The organism is Rhizobium skierniewicense (assembly GCF_014196515.1).
Taxonomy (GTDB): domain Bacteria; phylum Pseudomonadota; class Alphaproteobacteria; order Rhizobiales; family Rhizobiaceae; genus Agrobacterium; species Agrobacterium skierniewicense.
On record NZ_JACIDV010000002.1, the window covers coordinates 165,396 to 184,373 of the forward strand.

Below are 18,978 nucleotides of genomic sequence, written 5' to 3' on the forward strand. Positions count from 1 at the left end.
CCGGTTTTCTGCCGGTCGTTTTTCGTTTTACCCTTGCATCAAATCCAAGCGCGTGTTCTTTTTTAGGACAGAATTTATCATTTGTTCATCAAGCCGATAATTTACCTTGGAATAATGAAATCAACCCTGTGCGACATTGAGAACATCAATATGCTTCCTTCGTCGTGACAAGGAGACGAAATAAGTGGAATGCCTTGGACTGGTTATGGCGTTTGCCGTAGCGTCTCCTAAAATGCAATGATTCGGTCGTCAGTGATGCAGTCCTTTATTTTGGTTGCGTTTCTGAATGGAAATGATTTCCATCCCGGTTAAGAAATCTCCGTTATTGGAGAACTAAGAGGGCCTAGGCTATTGAAGGTGGATGTTGATGTTCGCAGGCTCTCTGCAACGCCGTTCGACAGATCGGTGAAAGCGTTGCCGCGCGACCAGCTGATGCGAAATATTTCCATCGCGGCTGGAGACAGCAACGTTACAGCTGCCGTAGAGATGATCGCGTCTTATGCCGGTGCGTCGCACTACCTGTTGGCGCGCGAAGATCTTTTGCAGGAAGCGGGCCTCAATTTCATTCTGACATCGGACTGGCCGTTCGATCTCGTTCGTAAGCTGGGCGCAGAGCTGACCAACAATCAGAACCGTGTCAGCGAGATGGAAAAATGCCTGGCGCTGCTGAAGCCGCGCATGCTGTTTTTACCGGATGATGCGGTGATCCCGGAAGGGGTGGATCGCAAGTATTGCTCGGTCACGTTCTGCGTCGGCCGCATACGCTTCTCGCTTCTCATGCTGTTTGCGGAAGACAGCACTCCGGTGGAAGACCGGCTACAGGAGGCGGCCATGCTGGCAGGTTATTTCGCAAGCTCTGGTATTGTTGCCGAATCCCGTACGGAGCGTGATATCGATCTCACCGAGCGTGAACTCGAATGCCTTTTCTGGATTGCCGAGGGCAAGACCAGCGATGAAATGGCGACCATTCTGGGCATATCGCGCAACACGATCAACAATTACATCACCAGCGTCATGCGCAAGACGGCAACAAAGACCCGCTCCGAGGCCATTGCCTATGCGGTTCGCAACAATCTCGTTTGAAGGCGACCGGAATGGGGTATTACAAGGAAGCTGAGAGTGCCAATGTGGGGCAGGGTTTTCCCACCCGGACGGGCACCTCCACCAGTCGTTCCGATCTTTTTCCAAAGCTCGTGGCCATCCAGCGCCTGTTGGGCGCCAAGAATTTCATTGTTTTAAGAGCTGTTGCATCAGGCTTTCCGAATAAGCGTAAACTCTCTTGCGAACTCGAAAACTGGGGTATGAACGCCGGTGAACAAAGCGCAAAACTGGTCCGGGTCATGGGTGAAGCCTTGCTTGACCATCTGGAACGCTCGCTGATTCCCGTCACGTGGAAGAGTGAAAACGGTACTGGGTTTTCCGATATTCCGGATGTCGCAGCTCTCATGCTGAGGCTTGGCAACGACGAACTCTCCTATCCCGGGCTGGCGCTGCCGGTTCGTCTTGGCAGCATTGGCAACGGCTATGTGATTTTTTGTGGCGGTGGACTGCTGCTCGACAACGAGCTGGTTCTTGAGCAGCATATAAAATGCACTGAAGTGATGGTCGATCTGCTTGCGCTCGATGAGCGTCGCGTAACGCCTGCCGAGTCCTTGAGCGAGCGCGAAGTCGCCTGCCTGCAACTGGCCGGCGATGGCCGTATCAGCGAAGAAATCGCGGTCAAGCTCGGGCTGTCGGTTCACACCGTCAACGCCTATCTGGGCTCCGCGACCATCAAGCTGGATTCCGTCAATCGTATCCAGGCGATCGCAAAGGCCATCCGCATGGGCTACATCCACTAAACCGCTCGGTATGCGGAGCCGACCTGACAGCCAAAGTTGTCTTCAGGCCAGCTCTGTCGTGCTTATCGGACCTCGAACGGTGCGCTACGTGGAGGCAGGGCTGGCACATCGAAGTGATCAGGCTCTGCTCCGGCCTTTGCTTTCTCCCACATGGTTTCGTATGCGCTCTCAAGGTGACGGCAGAAGCGCTCGGCATCAAAGAGTGGCATAGTGAAACGGTTGGCATCGATCCGGGCCCGGATATCACCCAACGGCGCAGGATCCAGAGCGTAAGCGACGGCCTGATCAACGTAAGCGGCTTCGCTTTCCGCGATCAGTTCAGGCGCGCCGATGGCGTGAAGCAGGCTTTCGCTCACACGGGATGCGAAGTTCGTGCCCTGCGTTGTGAGAACCGGCAAGCCAGACCAGAGTTGCTCCGACGTTGTCGTGTGCCCATTGACCGGAAAAGTGTCGAGACCAAGGTCAGCGACAGTGATACGGTTGAGGTGGAGCTCGAACTCCAGTTTTTCCATAAAGAACACCCGCTTTGCCGATATTCCCGTCGCCATAAGCTTGGTGAGAATATTGGTTTTGCTGTCCTGACTGTTGTGCAAAATCCAGATGACGCTTTTCGGCGCGCGTTTGAGGATTTCTGCCCATAGCTCCATGGTGCGGGGTGTGATCTTGCGGTTGGCGTTGAAGGACGCGAAAACAAACGCGTCTTCTGGAAGCCCGACCTGCGCCCGGCTGATCTTCTTGGCCAAAGGACGGTTGACCGGGTCGTTTGGCTGATAGGTCTCAGGCAGCCGCGCGAATTTTTCGTAATAGTGCGGCTTTGAGCTGTCGCGTAGCACGTAATGGTCGCCAATGACGTAATCGAGGTCGACGTTAACGGTCGAACCTGGAAAGCCGATCCAGGCGACCTGGATCGGTGCTGCTCCCATGTTGAGAATGGATGTCCGATTGCCGGCCGTGTGGCCTTTCAGGTCAACAAGAATATCGATGCCGCGCGCCTTGATTTCGGCGAGAGCTTCATCGTTGCTCATGTCTCTTATGGTGACGACGTGTCCCCACAAAGCGCGATCGGCCTGGTTCGTCTGAAGAAGGTCGGGTTCCGAGTGGCAAAACAACGTGACTTCGAAACGGTCGCGATCGTGCAGTTCCAACACACGGCGAATGAGCTTCATGGTCGCATGTTTGTCGAAAAAGTCGGAGGAGAGGTAGCCGACCCTGATCTTCTGCCCCCACTCGTGAGGCATCTTACGGCGTTTGCTGCTCATTTCGGGCGAAAAGACCGGAGTGTTGCTGCGGGCCATCTGGTTGATGTGCTCGTCGCCGCTCCAATGCAGATTGAAGAACGTGCCATCCAGCTCGATGAAAGCCGTGTCTCCGGTTGCAATCGCGTTTTCGATGATCGGCAGGTGCTTTTCCACGGCGTCGAACTTGCTGTGTTCGCGGCAAAACGTCAGATACATCAAACGCACGGCCTGTTGGCGTGGCAATTTCGCAAGAAGAATGCGCGCTGTTTCGATGTCTTTCGGATCGAACAAATCCCAGGTCGTAATCGCTATGCGAGCACCCAGTTTCATATGCTCAACTGAATCGCTCTTCATCAGAACATTTTTCAGCGCCCGCGCAATTCGGGGTTCGCCCCGTTCCAGCAGGATCGTACCGACGATGTAGCATATCTCGGGATACTTATGAAATTTGTGGATGAGCTTGTTGGCGAGCGAAAGCGCTTTGTCTTTTTGTCCGCACTCATAATGCAGCTTGATGCTCTCGACGAGATAGCTTTCGGCATCCATACCTCCCTGCTGGTATGCCAGCTCATAGGATGTGGCTGCCTGTTCCGGCATATTGATCCGCAAACACGTCTTCGCGAGGAGCGCATAGGTCCGCGAATCGCGATTGGTATCGATCAGCTTGTTCAGCGTCGTCAAGGCTTGTGTGTATTGACCGGTCTTGAAGTGCTTCGACGCGGCTGAGTAGCTGATTTCGTTTAGCATTGGGTCCCGTTCTATCCTCTTGCCGTCCCTTGCCCAGACAGTCGCCATGACGCGCGCAGGTATCGCAGACTTTGAATATCCACATGACCCTATCTTGCGAAGCTTGCTTGAAACAGGTCTTGCGGTCGTCGCCGGTGTCCCAGTTTGGTTAATGCTGGCGATCGGGTCTTTGCGCGATATTAACCAACAAAACCAACAGACTGGCCGCAACCTTCAAAATTAAGGACTTGGAAATCGTTGCCGCGCATTTTGATCCCTGCGTGACGGGTTTGGTTGTCCATAAGAAAATCGGAACCGAGTGGCATGATGCCGAACCGTTCGCGCCGGTACCTGTAATCCGGCATGTCCCTCATCTTGTACCGCGTTTTAAAGGGGCACTATTATGTCTAGCATTAACTACAACTCCAGCGCTAATTCCGCACTTCAGACACTGCGCACGATCAACAGCAATCTTGGCAAGACGCAGGAACGCGTTTCGACCGGCATGAAAATCGGCGGTGCGTCCGACGGTGCTGCCTACTGGTCCATCGCTACCACGATGAAGTCCGACAACAAGGCACTCGGTGCAGCAACTGACGCACTGGGCGTTGGTGCGGCCAAGGTCGACACCGCTTATGCCGCCATGGACAGCGCAATCGACGTCGTCAACGAAATCAAGGCAAAGCTGACGACCGCCAGCGAATCGTCTGTAGACAAGGAACAGGTTCAGCTCGAAATCACCAAGCTTCAGGAGCAGCTGTCCTCTATCGGTCAGGCCGCTTCGTTCAACGGTGAAAACTGGGCCGTTAAGGCTAGTGGTTCGTCCACGACTGTTGTCGATGGCTTCATCCGCAACACCGACGGAACCGTCAAGGTCACGACTGCAACCTTCGATGCAGGTTCCTATGCGATGTTCTCCGCCATCTCGACGGCTGGCGTCGGTACAGGCGGTGTTCTGGCTGCGGTCATGACAATCGCTTTGACATCCATCTCTACACAGGGCCAGGTCGATGCATTCCTTACGACGGTCGAAACAGCACTCGGAAAAATGACGAAGGGCGCCGCTGCCCTCGGTGCATTGTCCACGCGTATCGATCTTCAGGATCAGTATTCCAGCAAGCTCAGCGATGCGATGGACGCGGGTGTTAGCCGTCTGGTTGATGCAGACATGGAAGAGGAATCGGCCAGACTGTCCGCTCTGCAAACACAGCAGCAGCTGGCGATCCAGTCTTTGTCGATCGCCAACTCTTCTTCGCAGAACATCCTCACGCTGTTCCGTTAATAGAACAAGCAGTCTCAAAAATTGGCCGGACCGAAAGGTTCGGCCTTTTTGCGTTCTTAGTTCATTAAGATAGTATTAACAAATTATTTTCAAAATTAACTCATTCTTTACTGAATATTTGGAAGTCCTTAACCTTAATAATGTTAGATCGGGTTACCAAAACGACGGCCGAGAATTTACTATACTATTCGGCAGGCATGAAGCTGATCGTCGTTTACCGGTAAAGCCGGAATGTCCCTTCAATTATTCTTGCCAAAGGGGCAAATAATACTATGACCAGTATCCTGACTAACCCATCTGCAATGTCTGCACTTCAGACTCTGCGCACTATCAATATGAATCTTGCAACAACGCAGGACCGCGTTTCGTCTGGTGAAAAGGTCGGCAAGGCTGCCGATAACGTCGCTTACTGGTCGATTTCCACGACAATGAATTCCGACAACAAGGCACTCGGCGCAGCAACGGACGCTCTGGGCGTCGGCGCAGCCAAGGTCGACACCGCTTACGCTGCTATGGATAGCGCGATCGACGTTGTTAACGAAATCAAGGCAAAGCTGACAACTGCCAGCGAAACATCCGTCGACAAAGACCAGGTTCAGCTTGAAATCACCAAGCTTCAGGAACAGCTGACAGCAATCGGTCAGGCCGCGTCTTTCAACGGCGAAAACTGGGCAGTTCAGGCCAGCGGATCGACAACGACTGTGGTCGATGGCTTCATTCGTGACTCTGCCGGCGCCGTCAAGGTAACGACAGCAACGTTCGATGCTGGCACATACGCCATGTTCTCTGCGATCTCCAGCGGCGTTGGTACCGGTGGTGTTCTCGGTTCTCTGATGTCCGTCAAGCTGGAAAGCAACTCGACGCAGGGCGAAATTGATGCGTTCCTGACGACTGTTCAGGGCGCTCTTGACAAACTGACTGACGGTGCGGCTGCTCTCGGTGCTCTGTCTTCGCGTATCGACATGCAGGACGACTACTCTGCCAAGCTGAGCGATGCGATCGAAGCCGGTGTAAGCCGCCTGGTTGACGCCGACATGGAAGAAGAATCTGCACGCCTTTCGGCACTGCAGACCCAGCAGCAGCTCGCGGTCCAGTCGCTGTCGATTGCCAACTCTTCTTCGCAGAACATCATGTCTCTCTTCAGAGGCTAATCTCTATCCACTTGAAGCGAAAAAGCCGCGCATTGCGCGGCTTTTTTTTAAGAAAAATTAATATTGTGATATTCAAAATTATCTAAATTTAACAATATGTTATTGTTCATTAATAGCAATGGCTGCCCTTAATGCTTCATTCATGAAGGTAAAAGATTCCCTTCGTTTAAAGTTTTGTTAACCATAAAGTTGTCTTCTGTGGTCATCGAAACAGCGCACCGGCCACTTCAAGGTCGGGAAGCATGAAGCTGCCTGCTGCGTTTCCCGGCTGGACCGGAATGTCCCTTCTAAAAGATTTGCCAAAGGGGCGACCTGAAGATGACGAGTATTTTGACAAACACCTCTGCAATGTCTGCCCTTCAGACGCTGCGCTCCATCAACATAGACCTCTCCGACACCCAGGACCGCGTTTCCTCTGGTTACCGCGTTGGTCAGGCGAAAGACAACGTTGCCTATTGGTCCATCTCCACCACCATGAACTCCGACAATAAAGCGCTAAATGCCGCTTCGGACGCTCTGGGTGTGGGTGCCGCCAAGGTTGATACCGCCTATGCGGCAATGGAAAGCGCGATCAGCGCCGTTGACGAAATCAAAGCAAAGCTTGTCACCGCCAGCGAGCAGTCCACTGACAAGAGCCAGATCCAGCTCGAAATCGGTAAACTGCAGGAGCAGCTTTCCGCAATCGCACAGGGCGCGTCCTTCTCCGGTGAAAACTGGATGGTCTATGGCTCTGTGACAGAGGCAAGCGTTGTCGATGGTTTCATTCGTACGGCAAGCGGTGGCGTCAGCGTCACAACAGCGAAATTCAATATCGGTTCTTATGCCATGTTCCAGTCGATCAACGGCGGCGTTGGCTCGGGCGGTATTCTCGGCAGCATCATGAGCGTCGCTCTGACCAGCATATCCACGCAGGGCGAGATCGACAATTTCATGAACATCGTCGAAACTGCGATGAGTGGCCTGACGGACTCGGCTGCTGCTATCGGTGCGCTCCAGACCCGTATCGACTTGCAGGACAACTACTCCGCCAAACTGTCGGATGCGATGGAATCCGGCGTAAGCCGACTTGTCGATGCGGACATGGAAGAGGAATCCGCCAAGCTTTCGGCACTCCAGACACAGCAGCAGCTGGCGATCCAGTCACTCTCGATTGCGAACTCTTCGGCCCAGAATATCATGACGCTGTTCCAGCGTTAAGCATCAGATATTACGTAAGAAAACCGTACCGTCCGAAAGGACGGTGCGGTTTTTTCATTTTATTCTGAAAAGAGAACAGTCTGTTTTTGACGCCTATGACGCAAGCTTCGGCATAGCTTGGCTTGATATAAGGCTTGCTTCAGGATTGCAATTTTCAACCGCTGGCGATCTAGCAGCTTCGAGATTGGCTCCCACGCCTCTTCATGATGAGAGTGCGATCTTCGCCAGATTGATTGGCATGTTTCTGACACTTATTGCCGATGTAGGTACCGATGACCAAAATTCTCTCTTCTGGCTACGTGCAGAGCGCGCTTCAAACCCTGTTGTTCAGCGATGATACGCTGACGAAGACACAGGCGAGGGTGACCTCGGGTTTGAAAATTGCCTCGGCCGCCGACGACTCCGGTTACTGGTCCACGGCAACCAATCTACGCTCTGACGGGAATGTTCTGACCAGTGTCGGCGATGCGCTCAACCTGGGTGCGTCCAAAGCCGACACGGCCTACGAGGCCGTCACCGCGATTATCGATGTTGTTGACCAGATCATGACGCAACTGACGACGGCGTATGAGCCTGGCGCAGACCGAGACAAAATCAACGGGGCCATCGACGCGCTCAAGAATAATCTGCAGTCAGTCTCGCAGGCAGCAAGCTTTTCAGGGGACAATTGGCTTTATAACACCAGCGAGCAGCTTCAGCCTGAAAAGCGCGTCCCGTTTTCGTTCCAGAAGGATACATCCGGCTCCATCACTTTGCAGTATCTGACGGTGAATACGGCGCAAACGACACTTGTCGATAGCAGCGATGCGAGCCGCGGGCTGCTGACCGCAGGCGTTGACGCGAGCAAACGTAACCCTGATACAAGTTCCACGGAGCGCAATTACTACCTGCTGGACGTTGGGTCACCGACGGGCCAAACGGGGAGCGAAGTCAGCATTTCGAAAAGCACGACCAACGACGAACTCGATGACATGGTCTATGTAGTCGGGCAGTTATCGACCAAGTTGAACCAGTTGGCCGGCTCGATCGGCACCATGTCCAGCAGGATTGATCAGCAGACGACCTTTGTCGGCGCATTGAAAGATTCCATGGGTAAAAGCGTCAGCCGACTGGTGGATGCCAACATGGAAGAAGAATCCACACGATTGAAAGCGCAGGAAACGCAGCGCGATCTGGCGGTTCAAGTGGTGTCGCTTGCCAACAACCATCGCAAAAGCCTAGCCAACCTGTTTGCGTGATCTGCGGCAGGGTTCATCTTCGCACAAGTTTGACCCTTTAGTTTGAGACACTGAATTGCTGCCTTATCTTTGCGCGTTCCCGGGGAATGCGCGAAGCCATTTTGTCGGCTGTAGCTGAATGCCTAGCGGATTATTTCATGACGTTCTCATCTGAAGAAAAGACGAGTGTGATATCGGGTGGAGAGCATCTATGAGCGGAGCGCTTGCCAAATATCTCAAGGACTTCAGCCAGTTCGTACCGCCTGAAACGCCGAGCTACTTTGACCTCGACACGCCTGTTTCCGCTTTTGAACATGACGTTTTCGCAGAGCCGGAAATTATCGTTGATCTGGACGAAGAGAAACGCAAGGCGTTCGCCGAGGGCGAAGTAGCCGCAGCCCAACAGGCAAAAGACACGAACGAAAAAGAGCTTGAAGCGCTACGTACGACGCATGCCCAGGAGATCGAGGCCATGCGGATGCGTTATGAAGAAGAAATTGCCACACATCTTGCGACGTCGGTCATCTCTATGAAGCAGACGATTGCCGCGGATGTGGAGCAGGTATGTTTTCGCCTGTTTGGATTGATCATGGAGCGCGATTTCGCTGAAAAAGCGGCCACAGAAGTCGCGACCCAGATCATCAAAGAGATTGAGGGCGGTCATGCCGGCACGATCAAGATCACGGGGCCTGATCTTCTCGTGTCGCGTGTCAGAGAAGCCTTGGGTGATGTCGACAATCAGGTCGACTACGATGTGTCGACCGATATCGACGTGAAGGTTCAAATGGAAAACTCGGTGCTGATGACAAGACTATCCGAGTTTTTCCAGAGCGTAAGGGGTTTGGCGGATGAGTGAAGGCGAAAATCACCATCACGGCAAAAACGAGATCATTATCGTCAAGCGCCACAAGGGCGGCCACGATGGGGCTCATGGTGGCGCGTGGAAAATCGCTTATGCGGATTTCATGACTGCCATGATGGCGTTCTTTCTCGTGATGTGGCTCGTCAACGCATCGAACGAGGAAACAAAGGCGTCCGTCGCCAGCTATTTCAACCCGATCAAGCTAACCGATGAAAAGCCAGCCGACAAAGGGATGAAGCAGCCTGCCAAAACCGCCAAGGGCGAGCAGACCCAGCAGACCTCCGACACCAAATCTGAAAAGCCGGAAGATGCGGCAGCCGCTGCAAGCGGTGAGGATATGACCTCATCATCAGGCGACAAGACCGCCTATTCCGAAGCGGCGTTCTTCGAGAACCCTTATGCGGTTCTGGCGGAGATTGCCCAGGAAGTCGGCCAGCAGGCCAATGTCAGTGCCAAGGGCGAGGGTGGTGCAAGCAATTCCGGCCCATCGACCGGTGCTTCTGGTGGAGAAGCGTACCGCGATCCGTTTGACCCGGATTTCTGGAGCAAGCAGGTCGATGTGCCCGCGCAGCCGGCAAGTGTTGCTGTGCAGGATACGGCTCTGCCAAAGAAAGACCAGAACACGGCCGACGCCAAGGCTGCGGTCGCCAAGCAGGACTTGACCGATGTCATTAGCGACAGCGAACCTGCGACCCCTGTTCAGAACACGGCCGCCAGTGCACAGAAAAACTCGAAGACCGAGATCGCATCCGTCGAAAAAAATCAGATGCCTGATGAAGCAGCGGAAGTGACGGATGCGGAGAAGAAAACTGCTGACAAATTGCGCGACGAAATCTCTCAGCAGGTTGCCGGTGTTGCGGGTAAGCTGGCAGAAGGTATCGTGGTCACCCCTGCCGAGGGCGGCACTTTGATCACCATTTCGGAAAAAGCCAACACGTCCATGTTCGACGTCGGTTCCGCAGTGCCCCAGAAGACGCTTGTGCTGGCGATGGAAAAAATCGGCGCGGTTCTCAGCAAGCAACCCGGTGCCGTCGTCATTCGCGGTCACACGGATGCGCGTCCATATAGCGTCGGCGGCAAAGACAATTGGACCCTTTCCATGGATCGCGCCCATTCGGCATTTTACATGCTGTCGCGTGGCGGTCTGGACCAGACACGGATCAAGCAGCTCTCCGGCTTTGCCGACCGTCGTCTGCAAAACGTTGAAGATCCTTTGAACGGCGCCAACCGCCGTATCGAAATCTTGCTTGAGGATGGTTGAGGCAGCGGATGATGAAAGCGACCCGCATAGCTGTCTTGTCCCTGTGCATTCCCTGGTTGGCCAGCGCCAGCCATGGATACGCACAAAGCGATCTGCCGCCTTCGAAAATATTGCGCTCGCTTCAGTTCGTGCAGGATTCTGTGGTTATGGGGGATCACTCCGCACGGGATATGCAAAAATACCTTCTCGAAACCATTGATACCGCGTTGCGGACGGCAGACCCCTCGATTTTCGAAGATTCCGCCAATGCGGATGCCGCGCTTGCCTACATCATGAGTGGCGGTAATCCGCAGACCCTCGATTACCTCGTTGCCCGCGACGTTCAGGGCCATTTCGACACGCGGGTGATCAATGTCTTGCAGAAATATTTCAATGGAAGAGGCAGTCAGGCCGAAAAGGTCATATCCGATATCCTGCCGGAGTATCGCAACGGCGTACTCGGCCCTTATCTCATGCTGATTGCGGGCAACATCACGGTAACGAGAGATCCAACGGCTGCGCTGGTCTATTTTGATGACGCACGTTTGACGGCCCCTGGCACGATCATCGAAGAGGCCGCCTTGCGCCGCTCTATCATCGCCATGATCCAGGCCAAGCAGCCCGAAAAGACGTTTGCCTATGTCAGAAAATATGCGGTCAGATTTCTGCATTCTCCTTATGCGTCTCAATTTGCTGATCTCTTCGTAACCTTCGTTGTCGACGGCAATGGCGCGGTTTCCAACGAGAAGATCGGCGAAATTGCACAGCTGATGGATGATGAGAGGGCAGAGGAAATCTATCTGCGGATCGCCCGGCAGGCTTCGTTGCGCGGCCAGGTGGAACTGGCCCGGTTTGCGACGGAGCAGGCCAACATTCTTCTGCCGGAACCCGGTGACGGTGCACGCGCCCCATTGTCGAAACTGTATTCTGGATTGGCGAGCGTATCGAGCGATGCCGTTCATAGTGTCAGTGAGGCGCTGTCAAGCATCCCCAGTGACGAGCTGTCCCCGCGCGATCTTGCGTTACGCGATGCGGCTCAGGCCGTTGCCGAGCAGATCGTAAGGACGCCCATAGCCATCCCGGTATCGCAAGATGGTGGCGTTGCCACGGCACCGCAAAACGGTGGTGACCCGGTAAAGCAGGACCAGACCCAACAGGCGGTTGCCAGCGCGCCTTTGCAGGAATTCGTCGACAAGAGCCGGACTCGCTTAAGCGAGATCGACACTTTGTTGGAGCAGGAGGAGAAATAGGATGAACGTGTTAACGACGATCGCGTCCGCAAATTCCGACGCCACGGCTCAAGCAAGCCGACAGGGCAGGGACAACTCTTCCAAGGGTAAAGGGTCTGGCTTTTCCGAGACGCTAGGCTCGTTCGACAAGGCCGCTCCGTCGCGGCCGAGCCCTCGTGGGGATGCCAATACCGCCAAGGACGATGCGCAGCCGCAAGCCGTTGTTGACGATCCTGCCGCAGACACCGCATCCGCCAGCCCGGCGCAGCCAGCGGTCAGCAAAGCAACCGTACCGACCTCACTGTTCCCAGCCGTCGCGAACACCATTCCCGCCATATCTCAAGAGGCGGTCTTGCCGCCGGTCAACGCTGAACCGACATTGGAGGTGTCCATCATCGAGCCGCTTTCCATTGCGGCCGTACCTGCACAAGAGATCAGTGACGATAACGCGCTCGCACCTGTTATAAGCGACCTGGCAAAACTGGTGACGGCTCTGACGAAAACCGCGTCTGCGTCTGTAACGGCCAAGACGGATAGTACGGGCGATGCCGATGCCACCGACGATTTGACGGATGCAGATACGGTTCCTGCCGGCCCAGCGAACCAGAATATGGATCTTTTGTCGCTACTGACATCAACGGCAATGCCTGCTCAAACCGATCAGCCGCCGGCTCAGACTGTTGCGGTGGAACAGATTGGACAACAGACGTCGGGCGCACTATCGGGTGCTATGGGTACGGACCTATTGGTCGAAAGCGGTCCAACGACCACATCTGTGGTGAGACTGCAAAAGCAGGATACGCCGGGCATCGATTTTCATTTTGAAACGGATGAAGACGGCTCGACACAAGTGGATGTGGCAAAGGCGGCTGGTGACGCTGTCGATGTGGTGCAGGTGGTGGAAAGCAGACGGTTCGTTGGACTTGCACCGGCAACGAATGCTGCTGCCATAACCAGCGCCATGTCATCCGACCCCGATTGGGCGAGCCGCATGGCTGGTCAGACAAACACCGGGCCAATGATCGCGAGCACAGGTCAGGTTGTTCACGTGCTGAAGATCCAGATGGCACCTGTTGACCTGGGCCACGTGACAGCAGCTTTGAAACTGGTGGGTGACGACCTGAGCGTTCAGCTGACGGCACACACCCTCAAAGGCTACAGTGAACTGCAGAAAGACAGTTCGAGCATCCTCGACGCCCTCAAGTCTCAAGGGTTCAGTGTCGAGCAGGTGACTGTTAGCCTCGCAAGTGGCGCAGACCGGCAGGACAATGGCACGAACAACCGACAGCCTTCCGATGGTGGCCAGCAGAGCGCGCAGCACAACCAGCGCGGTCAGGAAGAAAAGCCTCAACAACAACAATCATATAGGCAAGCAAGTGGCGACGCCCGCCAGGAGGCCATCGTCCATGACAACCCTTCAACAGCTGAAACTTCTATTCGCGCTTCCAGCGCTCGCCCTGACCTCGTTTACCTGTGAGGCTTCACAGATCGCAACGCGGGTTGACTGCGAACGCCAAATCCAGGCAGCTGCCGGCCAGTACGGCATACCGGAAGGTATTCTCTATTCGGTTGGGCTGACCGAGACGGGTCGAAAGGGCTCCTTGAGCCCCTACGCAATCAATATTGAAGGGAAAGCATTTTTCCCGAGCAGCTTTCCAGAAGCCTATCAACTGGTGGAAAATGCAAAACGCAACGGTGCCAAGTTGATCGATATCGGCTGCATGCAGATCAACGTCTACTTCCATGGCGCCGAATTCAAGTCGCTGGCGGAGATGTTTGACCCCGCCAAGAACGTGTCCTACGCCGCTCAGTTTCTCAGCCGTCTTCACGCCAAACATGAAACCTGGACGATGGCGGTAGCCAGATACCATGCAGGACCCAACAACGACCCTGCTCAACAGCGGTATGTTTGCCGGGTCATCAGTAATCTGGTCGCCACTGGCTACGGACAATGGACCGTCAACGCGAGAAAATTCTGCACGACCTGACCAATCTATGGTTGTTATGCAAGCCCTTCTTGAGGCTACAAAAAAATAAGGCGAGATTCAGTCAAAAATGGCAACGCAAGTCTTAACTGACTTGACGGCTGCTTTTCCACCAAAAAAATATCCTTAAAATTTTAACGGCATACTATATGTAGATCAAATCGGAACAATTTCGTTAATCAATTATTAATAAATACCTGTGGTTTTTTGTAGTTGTGAGAGATTCCCACGATTCGTACACCCGGACTGTAGATTGGCTACACTGATTCGGAGGCGGACGAATGATCGTGGTAGTTGATGAGCGGAAGCTTGTTAAGGACGGGTATACAGCCCTATTTGGGCGAGAGGGAATTCCCTCGACTGGATTTGATCCAGTAGAATTTGGCGAATGGGTAACAACGGCGGCAGACTCTGATATTGCGGCGATTGAGGCATTCCTGATTGGTCAGTCGGAGACTACTCACGAGTTGCCGCGCACTATCCGGGATCGCTCTCAGGCGCCTGTGATTGCGGTTAGCGATCATCATTCGTTGGATGCGACGTTGGCACTCTTTGACTGTGGCGTGGACGATGTCGTTCGCAAGCCAGTCCACCCAAGAGAAATTCTAGCGCGTGCTGCGGCAATTCGCCGTCGCCTTTCGGTGCTGACGAATTTCACGGATGCTGGCCCAATCCGGGTGTTTTCGGATGGTCGCGATCCCGAGGTCAATGGTGAAGTCTTTGCCTTGCCGCGTCGCGAGCGTCGTATTCTTGAATACTTAATCGCAAATCGCAGCCGTCGGGTTTCGAAATCGCAGATTTTCAATGCGATTTACGGCATCTTTGACGAAGAAGTCGAAGAAAACGTTGTTGAGAGCCACATCAGCAAGCTGCGCAAGAAGCTGCGCAAGAAACTCGGTTTCGACCCGATCGATTCAAAGCGCTTTTTGGGCTATTGCATCGACTGGAACTAAACGGCCACCCCGGACCGCATCTGGTCCCGATCGCATGCCTTCGAATTTTCATGTTATGCGCCGTCGGCTCCCAAGGCCCTCGGCGTTTTTCATTTTTGGAGCCAGTTGCGGCGGTCTCCTGATTTCATAGCGTAAACGTGGTGAAATACGATTGGTTCCATCAAAGGCTTCTTTTTTCTTTTTTCCCAACCAGAGTCAAAACAGACAGCCTCACGCAAGGCCCGCATCCTAACTTTGGTACAGACAGGAACAGAGGATTCGGAATGAGCCTTTTTGGAACGATGAAGACGGCCGTATCAGGCATGGGCGCTCAGGCAAACAAGCTGGGAACGGTCGGCGACAACATCGCCAATGCCAGCACGACTGGCTATAAAAGCGCATCGACCGCCTTTTCCTCACTCGTCTTGTCATCGAGCGGCGGCAGCTACAACTCCGGCGGCGTCATGACAAACGTCAACTATTCGATTTCGCAGCAGGGCGCTTTGCAGTCCACGCAGTCTTCGACCGATTTGGCCATCGACGGTGATGGCTTCTTCGTCGTTCAGGACACGGCCGGCAACGTCTTTCTGACACGCTCCGGTTCGTTTACTCCCAATGACGAAGGCTTCCTGGTCAACGATGCTGGCTTTACGCTTCTTGGCTACCAGTACACTGGCACAACGCCAACGACAGTCATCAACAGCTACGACGGTCTGGTCCCGGTCAATGTCTCTGCCAACGGCATGACGGCAACCGCTTCCACGACAGGCTCGCTGACGGGTAACCTCAGCGACTCTGCGCCCGTTGCCGCCAACCTCCCAGGCGATAATAGTGCTTCTGTCGTCGTCGATCAGATCAGCGTTCTGAAGACCTCCGTGACCGGTTACGATCCGCTCGGCAACGAAATCAAATACGACTTCTACTTTGCCAAGACGGATCAGGGTGAATGGGAAGTTTCGGTTTATGACGCAGCGAATGCGACGCCTCCCGGCGGCTTCCCGTATTCCGAAGGCCCCATTAGCCAAATGACATTGAGCTATGACGATCTCGGCACTATGCTGAACGATCCAAAGACGATCCTGATCGACGACACCAACAACAATACCAGCATCACGGTCGACCTGTCTGGCATGACCCAGCTTGGTGCTGACAAGTCGACGATCGCCAAGGGTGGCGTTAACGGTAACCCGGCGGAAGAGGTACAATCCATCTCTATCACTGCTGATGGTACCGTCTACGCAACCTACGCAAAATCCGCGGCGCGTGCGCTCTTCCAGATCCCTTTGGCAGATGTCGCAAGCCCGGACAATCTCAGTGTTCTCTCAGGCAACGTCTTTCAGACCAGCGCAGACTCCGGCGTCGTGACGCTCGGTTTCGCAGGCCAGACCGGGTTCGGCAAGATTTCCTCGAAGCAGCTCGAGTCTTCCAACGTTGATATCGCGACGGAACTGACCGAAATGATCCAGGCACAGCGCAGCTACACTGCAAATTCCAAAGTCTTCCAGACAGGTTCCGATCTGATGGACGTTCTCATCAATCTCGTACGATAGTTTTTTAGAGGACGGGTGAATGTCGCTTGCTTCGGCACTTAATACGACCAAGTCAACTCTGAGCAATACAGCGCTCCAGAGTGGTGTCGTTTCGACCAACATTTCGAATGCCAGCTCCGCGGATTATAATCGCCGCACGGCGATCACGACCACGAACACGTCCACCGGCGCGATCACTGTCAAGATCGAGCGGACTGAAGATACCGCGCTCCTGAAGCAGACGCTGGCAGCGACGTCCGATGACGCTGGAAAGCAGGCATTCCTTGATGGTATGAATTCGCTCAGCGTCGTTCTCGGCGGTGAAGAATATACCGCGGCGCCTGCAACCTACCTGGCTGCGTTGCAGAAGGCGTTGCAGACGGCCGCAGCATCACCAAGCGATGTAACACTGGCATCTGCCGCCGTCAGCGCATCGAGCGATGTCGCAAACGCGCTGAATACCTCGACACAGGCTGTTCAGCAGCTGCGCACCGATGCCGATAGTGAAATTGCAACGACCGTTGCAAAGCTCAACCAGCTCCTGTCCGATTTCGAACAGGCAAACAGTGCGGTACGCTCGGCAACAGCCGCTGGCACTGATCCGAACAATGCTCTCGATCAGCGCGAAGGTCTGCTCAAGCAGATCTCCGGGATTGTCGGCATCTCCACCTCCGTGCGCTCGGACAACGACATGGCGATCTACACCAGCGATGGTACGACGCTGTTCGAGACGAGACCCAGGCAGGTTTCGTTCGATTCTCTCGCTGCCTACGATGCCAACACCACCGGGGGAAGCATCTATATCGATGGCGTTGCGATCAAGACCGGTGCAGGCAGCAATACCAATTCGAAGGGGAGCCTTCCCGCGCTGTTGCAGCTTCGCGACGAGGTTTACCCAACATACCAGACCCAGCTCGACGAGATCGCACGTTCGGTAATGAAGACATTTGCCGAAACCGATGCCGGCGGCAACGCCATCGCGGGTCTCTTCACGACACGCGATGGTTCGGTTGTCGATTTCGACGCCGACCCGCCAACCGCCATCCCGGGTCTTGCAGGTCTGATCGCGGTTTCGGCTGATGCGACGGCAACGCCCGTCAAGCTTCGTGATGGCAGTATCGCAGGCGAGACACCGAACACCGAAAATTCCAGCGGTTACTCCGACCTGCTTTACAAATATGCAGCTGGCCTCAACGCCCAGATGGATTTCGACCCCGCTGCCGGTATCTCGACAAATGTCAGCCTCTTGAGTTTCGCAACCGATTCCGCAGGCTTCGTGGAAGAGTATCGCTCCAACGCCACATCGGCTGCGGAAAGCACGTCCGCCATGCTGAACAAGTCGAAGGAAGCCTACTCCAATTCGACCGGCGTCAATCTGGACGAAGAACTGATCCAGATGCTGGACATTGAGCAGTCCTACAAGGCTGCCGCGAAACTCATGTCGACCATAGACGATCTATTGAAGACACTGATGGAGGCTGCGAACTGATATGAAAACGACACCGATCTCTTCTCTCTCCATCAGCACCGCCATGCAACTGACCGTTTCGAACGCGCAGACGGAAATCACCAAGCTGCAAAAAGAGGCCGTGACGGGCACCTACTCGGATGTTGGTCTGGAACTTGGCACCCGCACGTCCACCAGCCTGGATTACACGCGCGAAAGCGGACGTCTCCAGTCTATCATGGACGCCAATGCTTTGGCCGAACAACGCATGGATGCGTCTCAGCTGGCCATGGAGAACATGTCTTCGTCGGCTCAAAGCCTGCTCAACTCGGTGATCGCACTCAGTGGTAACACCGACGCCAGCAGCTTGAGCGTTGCCCAGACCACCGCCAAGTCGACTCTCGAGAATTTCGTCAGCTATTCGAACACGGCTGTTAACGGTGAATATCTTTTCTCAGGTATCAACACCGATGCGCAAACTCTGAGCGACACGTTTATCGATGACATCAGCACAGACTTCAAAACCGCGTTCGATGCGCAGTTCCCCGATCCCTCGGCTGTGACAGCCGACGAGATGAAGACCTTTCTGTCAGACTATCAGGATAATCTTGATTGGCCAGCCTGGACGAGTGCTTCTGAGACAACCATGAGTAGCCGTATTAGCACTTCGGAAACCGTGTCCACATCGACCACTGCCAACTCGGATGGTTTCAAAAGCCTTGTGCTGGCGAGTGTGATATCGTCGCAGCTTGTAAACTCCGGTCTGAACTCGAATGCGCTCGCTGTCGTCAATGACACAACCACGAGCCTGGCTGGAGCCGCAATTTCTGGCATCGATACGCAGCGGGCGAAGATCGGCCTGTCCCAGGAACGAGTGGAAAAGGCGAATACCTATATGAGTTCGCAAAAAACGATCATCGACACGCAGCTGACGAATCTGATCGGTGTGGACACCTATGAGGCATCGACGCGCCTCACGACCCTGCTCAATCAGGTCGAGACGTCATACTCCATCACCTCGAAGATACAGGGCCTCAGCCTTGTGAACTTTCTCTAGCGAAAACAGATAACGCCTATGACAGGTGGCATTTAAGACCATGAA

17 protein-coding genes are annotated in these 18,978 nt (G+C 54.3%); 15 read left to right on the forward strand and 2 right to left on the reverse strand.

Features of this window, described 5'->3' with window-relative positions; translation table 11 throughout:
• The first annotated feature begins 351 nt into the window (after positions 1 to 351).
• Both visN and visR read left to right on the forward strand, forming a co-directional pair.
• Entirely contained in the window at positions 352 to 1,083 is a 732-nt protein-coding gene (gene visN / locus GGQ73_RS03535; protein WP_174152078.1) for a transcriptional regulator VisN, read from the forward strand.
• Positions 1,084 to 1,094: 11 nt separating this feature from the next.
• Positions 1,095 to 1,841, forward strand: a complete 747-nt coding sequence (visR, locus tag GGQ73_RS03540; protein WP_174152079.1) for a transcriptional regulator VisR — start codon at positions 1,095 to 1,097, stop codon at positions 1,839 to 1,841.
• 62 nt (positions 1,842 to 1,903) lie between these two features.
• Here visR and GGQ73_RS03545 read toward each other — a convergent pair whose 3' ends face one another.
• On the reverse strand, positions 1,904 to 3,826 hold the full coding sequence (locus tag GGQ73_RS03545) for an O-linked N-acetylglucosamine transferase, SPINDLY family protein (RefSeq protein ID WP_183894029.1): 1,923 nt from the start codon (positions 3,824 to 3,826) through the stop codon (positions 1,904 to 1,906).
• 179 nt (positions 3,827 to 4,005) lie between these two features.
• Positions 4,006 to 4,170, reverse strand: a complete 165-nt coding sequence (locus GGQ73_RS22790) for a hypothetical protein (RefSeq protein WP_210290029.1) — start codon at positions 4,168 to 4,170, stop codon at positions 4,006 to 4,008.
• A 38-nt stretch (positions 4,171 to 4,208) separates the two neighbouring features.
• Here GGQ73_RS22790 and GGQ73_RS03550 point away from each other — a divergent pair, with 38 nt between their 5' ends.
• The 13 genes from GGQ73_RS03550 (at position 4,209) to GGQ73_RS03610 (ending at position 18,933) form a co-directional block, all read left to right on the forward strand.
• Positions 4,209 to 5,087, forward strand: a complete 879-nt coding sequence (locus GGQ73_RS03550; protein ID WP_183894031.1) for a flagellin N-terminal helical domain-containing protein — start codon at positions 4,209 to 4,211, stop codon at positions 5,085 to 5,087.
• Positions 5,088 to 5,359: 272 nt separating this feature from the next.
• Positions 5,360 to 6,238, forward strand: a complete 879-nt coding sequence (locus GGQ73_RS03555) for a flagellin N-terminal helical domain-containing protein (RefSeq protein ID WP_174152082.1) — start codon at positions 5,360 to 5,362, stop codon at positions 6,236 to 6,238.
• A gap of 318 nt (positions 6,239 to 6,556) precedes the next feature.
• On the forward strand, positions 6,557 to 7,435 hold the full coding sequence (locus GGQ73_RS03560) for a flagellin N-terminal helical domain-containing protein (RefSeq protein WP_174152083.1): 879 nt from the start codon (positions 6,557 to 6,559) through the stop codon (positions 7,433 to 7,435).
• Positions 7,436 to 7,707: 272 nt separating this feature from the next.
• Positions 7,708 to 8,673, forward strand: coding sequence for a flagellin N-terminal helical domain-containing protein (locus GGQ73_RS03565; protein ID WP_183894033.1), 966 nt, complete (start codon positions 7,708 to 7,710; stop codon positions 8,671 to 8,673).
• A 190-nt stretch (positions 8,674 to 8,863) separates the two neighbouring features.
• Positions 8,864 to 9,508, forward strand: a complete 645-nt coding sequence (locus tag GGQ73_RS03570) for a hypothetical protein (protein WP_183894036.1) — start codon at positions 8,864 to 8,866, stop codon at positions 9,506 to 9,508.
• Positions 9,501 to 10,775 (forward strand): MotB family protein, encoded by a 1,275-nt coding sequence (locus tag GGQ73_RS03575; RefSeq protein ID WP_183894038.1) that lies wholly within the window; start codon positions 9,501 to 9,503, stop codon positions 10,773 to 10,775. Before GGQ73_RS03570 ends, GGQ73_RS03575 begins: the two co-directional genes overlap by 8 nt.
• Positions 10,776 to 10,786: 11 nt before the next feature.
• Positions 10,787 to 12,004, forward strand: coding sequence for a chemotaxis protein (locus tag GGQ73_RS03580; protein ID WP_183894040.1), 1,218 nt, complete (start codon positions 10,787 to 10,789; stop codon positions 12,002 to 12,004).
• Position 12,005: 1 nt separating this feature from the next.
• Complete coding sequence (fliK, locus tag GGQ73_RS03585; protein ID WP_183894042.1) at positions 12,006 to 13,460, forward strand: flagellar hook-length control protein FliK; 1,455 nt, start codon at positions 12,006 to 12,008, stop codon at positions 13,458 to 13,460.
• On the forward strand, positions 13,390 to 13,971 hold the full coding sequence (locus GGQ73_RS03590) for a transglycosylase SLT domain-containing protein (protein WP_183894044.1): 582 nt from the start codon (positions 13,390 to 13,392) through the stop codon (positions 13,969 to 13,971). Before fliK ends, GGQ73_RS03590 begins: the two co-directional genes overlap by 71 nt.
• Before the next feature lie 278 nt (positions 13,972 to 14,249).
• Positions 14,250 to 14,921, forward strand: a complete 672-nt coding sequence (rem, locus tag GGQ73_RS03595) for a transcriptional activator Rem (protein WP_174152090.1) — start codon at positions 14,250 to 14,252, stop codon at positions 14,919 to 14,921.
• A 263-nt stretch (positions 14,922 to 15,184) separates the two neighbouring features.
• On the forward strand, positions 15,185 to 16,450 hold the full coding sequence (locus GGQ73_RS03600; protein ID WP_174152091.1) for a flagellar hook protein FlgE: 1,266 nt from the start codon (positions 15,185 to 15,187) through the stop codon (positions 16,448 to 16,450).
• Positions 16,451 to 16,469: 19 nt separating this feature from the next.
• Positions 16,470 to 17,918, forward strand: coding sequence for a flagellar hook-associated protein FlgK (flgK, locus tag GGQ73_RS03605; protein ID WP_174152092.1), 1,449 nt, complete (start codon positions 16,470 to 16,472; stop codon positions 17,916 to 17,918).
• Position 17,919: 1 nt separating this feature from the next.
• Positions 17,920 to 18,933, forward strand: a complete 1,014-nt coding sequence (locus GGQ73_RS03610; RefSeq protein ID WP_183894046.1) for a flagellar hook-associated family protein — start codon at positions 17,920 to 17,922, stop codon at positions 18,931 to 18,933.
• Positions 18,934 to 18,978: the final 45 nt, after the last annotated feature.

Bases quoted from the DNA above. Each gene is read 5' to 3' on its own strand.
- GGQ73_RS03545 (WP_183894029.1), bottom strand. From the start codon at position 3,826: ATGCTAAACGAAATCAGCTACTCAGCCGCGTCGAAGCACTTCAAGACC.
- rem (WP_174152090.1), top strand. From the start codon at position 14,250: ATGATCGTGGTAGTTGATGAGCGGAAGCTTGTTAAGGACGGGTATACA.
- GGQ73_RS03555 (WP_174152082.1), top strand. From the start codon at position 5,360: ATGACCAGTATCCTGACTAACCCATCTGCAATGTCTGCACTTCAGACT.
- GGQ73_RS03610 (WP_183894046.1), top strand. From the start codon at position 17,920: ATGAAAACGACACCGATCTCTTCTCTCTCCATCAGCACCGCCATGCAA.
- GGQ73_RS03570 (WP_183894036.1), top strand. From the start codon at position 8,864: ATGAGCGGAGCGCTTGCCAAATATCTCAAGGACTTCAGCCAGTTCGTA.
- GGQ73_RS03550 (WP_183894031.1), top strand. From the start codon at position 4,209: ATGTCTAGCATTAACTACAACTCCAGCGCTAATTCCGCACTTCAGACA.
- GGQ73_RS03575 (WP_183894038.1), top strand. From the start codon at position 9,501: ATGAGTGAAGGCGAAAATCACCATCACGGCAAAAACGAGATCATTATC.
- GGQ73_RS03590 (WP_183894044.1), top strand. From the start codon at position 13,390: ATGACAACCCTTCAACAGCTGAAACTTCTATTCGCGCTTCCAGCGCTC.
- visR (WP_174152079.1), top strand. From the start codon at position 1,095: ATGGGGTATTACAAGGAAGCTGAGAGTGCCAATGTGGGGCAGGGTTTT.
- GGQ73_RS22790 (WP_210290029.1), bottom strand. From the start codon at position 4,170: ATGCCGGATTACAGGTACCGGCGCGAACGGTTCGGCATCATGCCACTC.
- flgK (WP_174152092.1), top strand. From the start codon at position 16,470: ATGTCGCTTGCTTCGGCACTTAATACGACCAAGTCAACTCTGAGCAAT.
- GGQ73_RS03560 (WP_174152083.1), top strand. From the start codon at position 6,557: ATGACGAGTATTTTGACAAACACCTCTGCAATGTCTGCCCTTCAGACG.
- GGQ73_RS03565 (WP_183894033.1), top strand. From the start codon at position 7,708: ATGACCAAAATTCTCTCTTCTGGCTACGTGCAGAGCGCGCTTCAAACC.
- fliK (WP_183894042.1), top strand. From the start codon at position 12,006: ATGAACGTGTTAACGACGATCGCGTCCGCAAATTCCGACGCCACGGCT.
- GGQ73_RS03580 (WP_183894040.1), top strand. From the start codon at position 10,787: ATGAAAGCGACCCGCATAGCTGTCTTGTCCCTGTGCATTCCCTGGTTG.
- GGQ73_RS03600 (WP_174152091.1), top strand. From the start codon at position 15,185: ATGAGCCTTTTTGGAACGATGAAGACGGCCGTATCAGGCATGGGCGCT.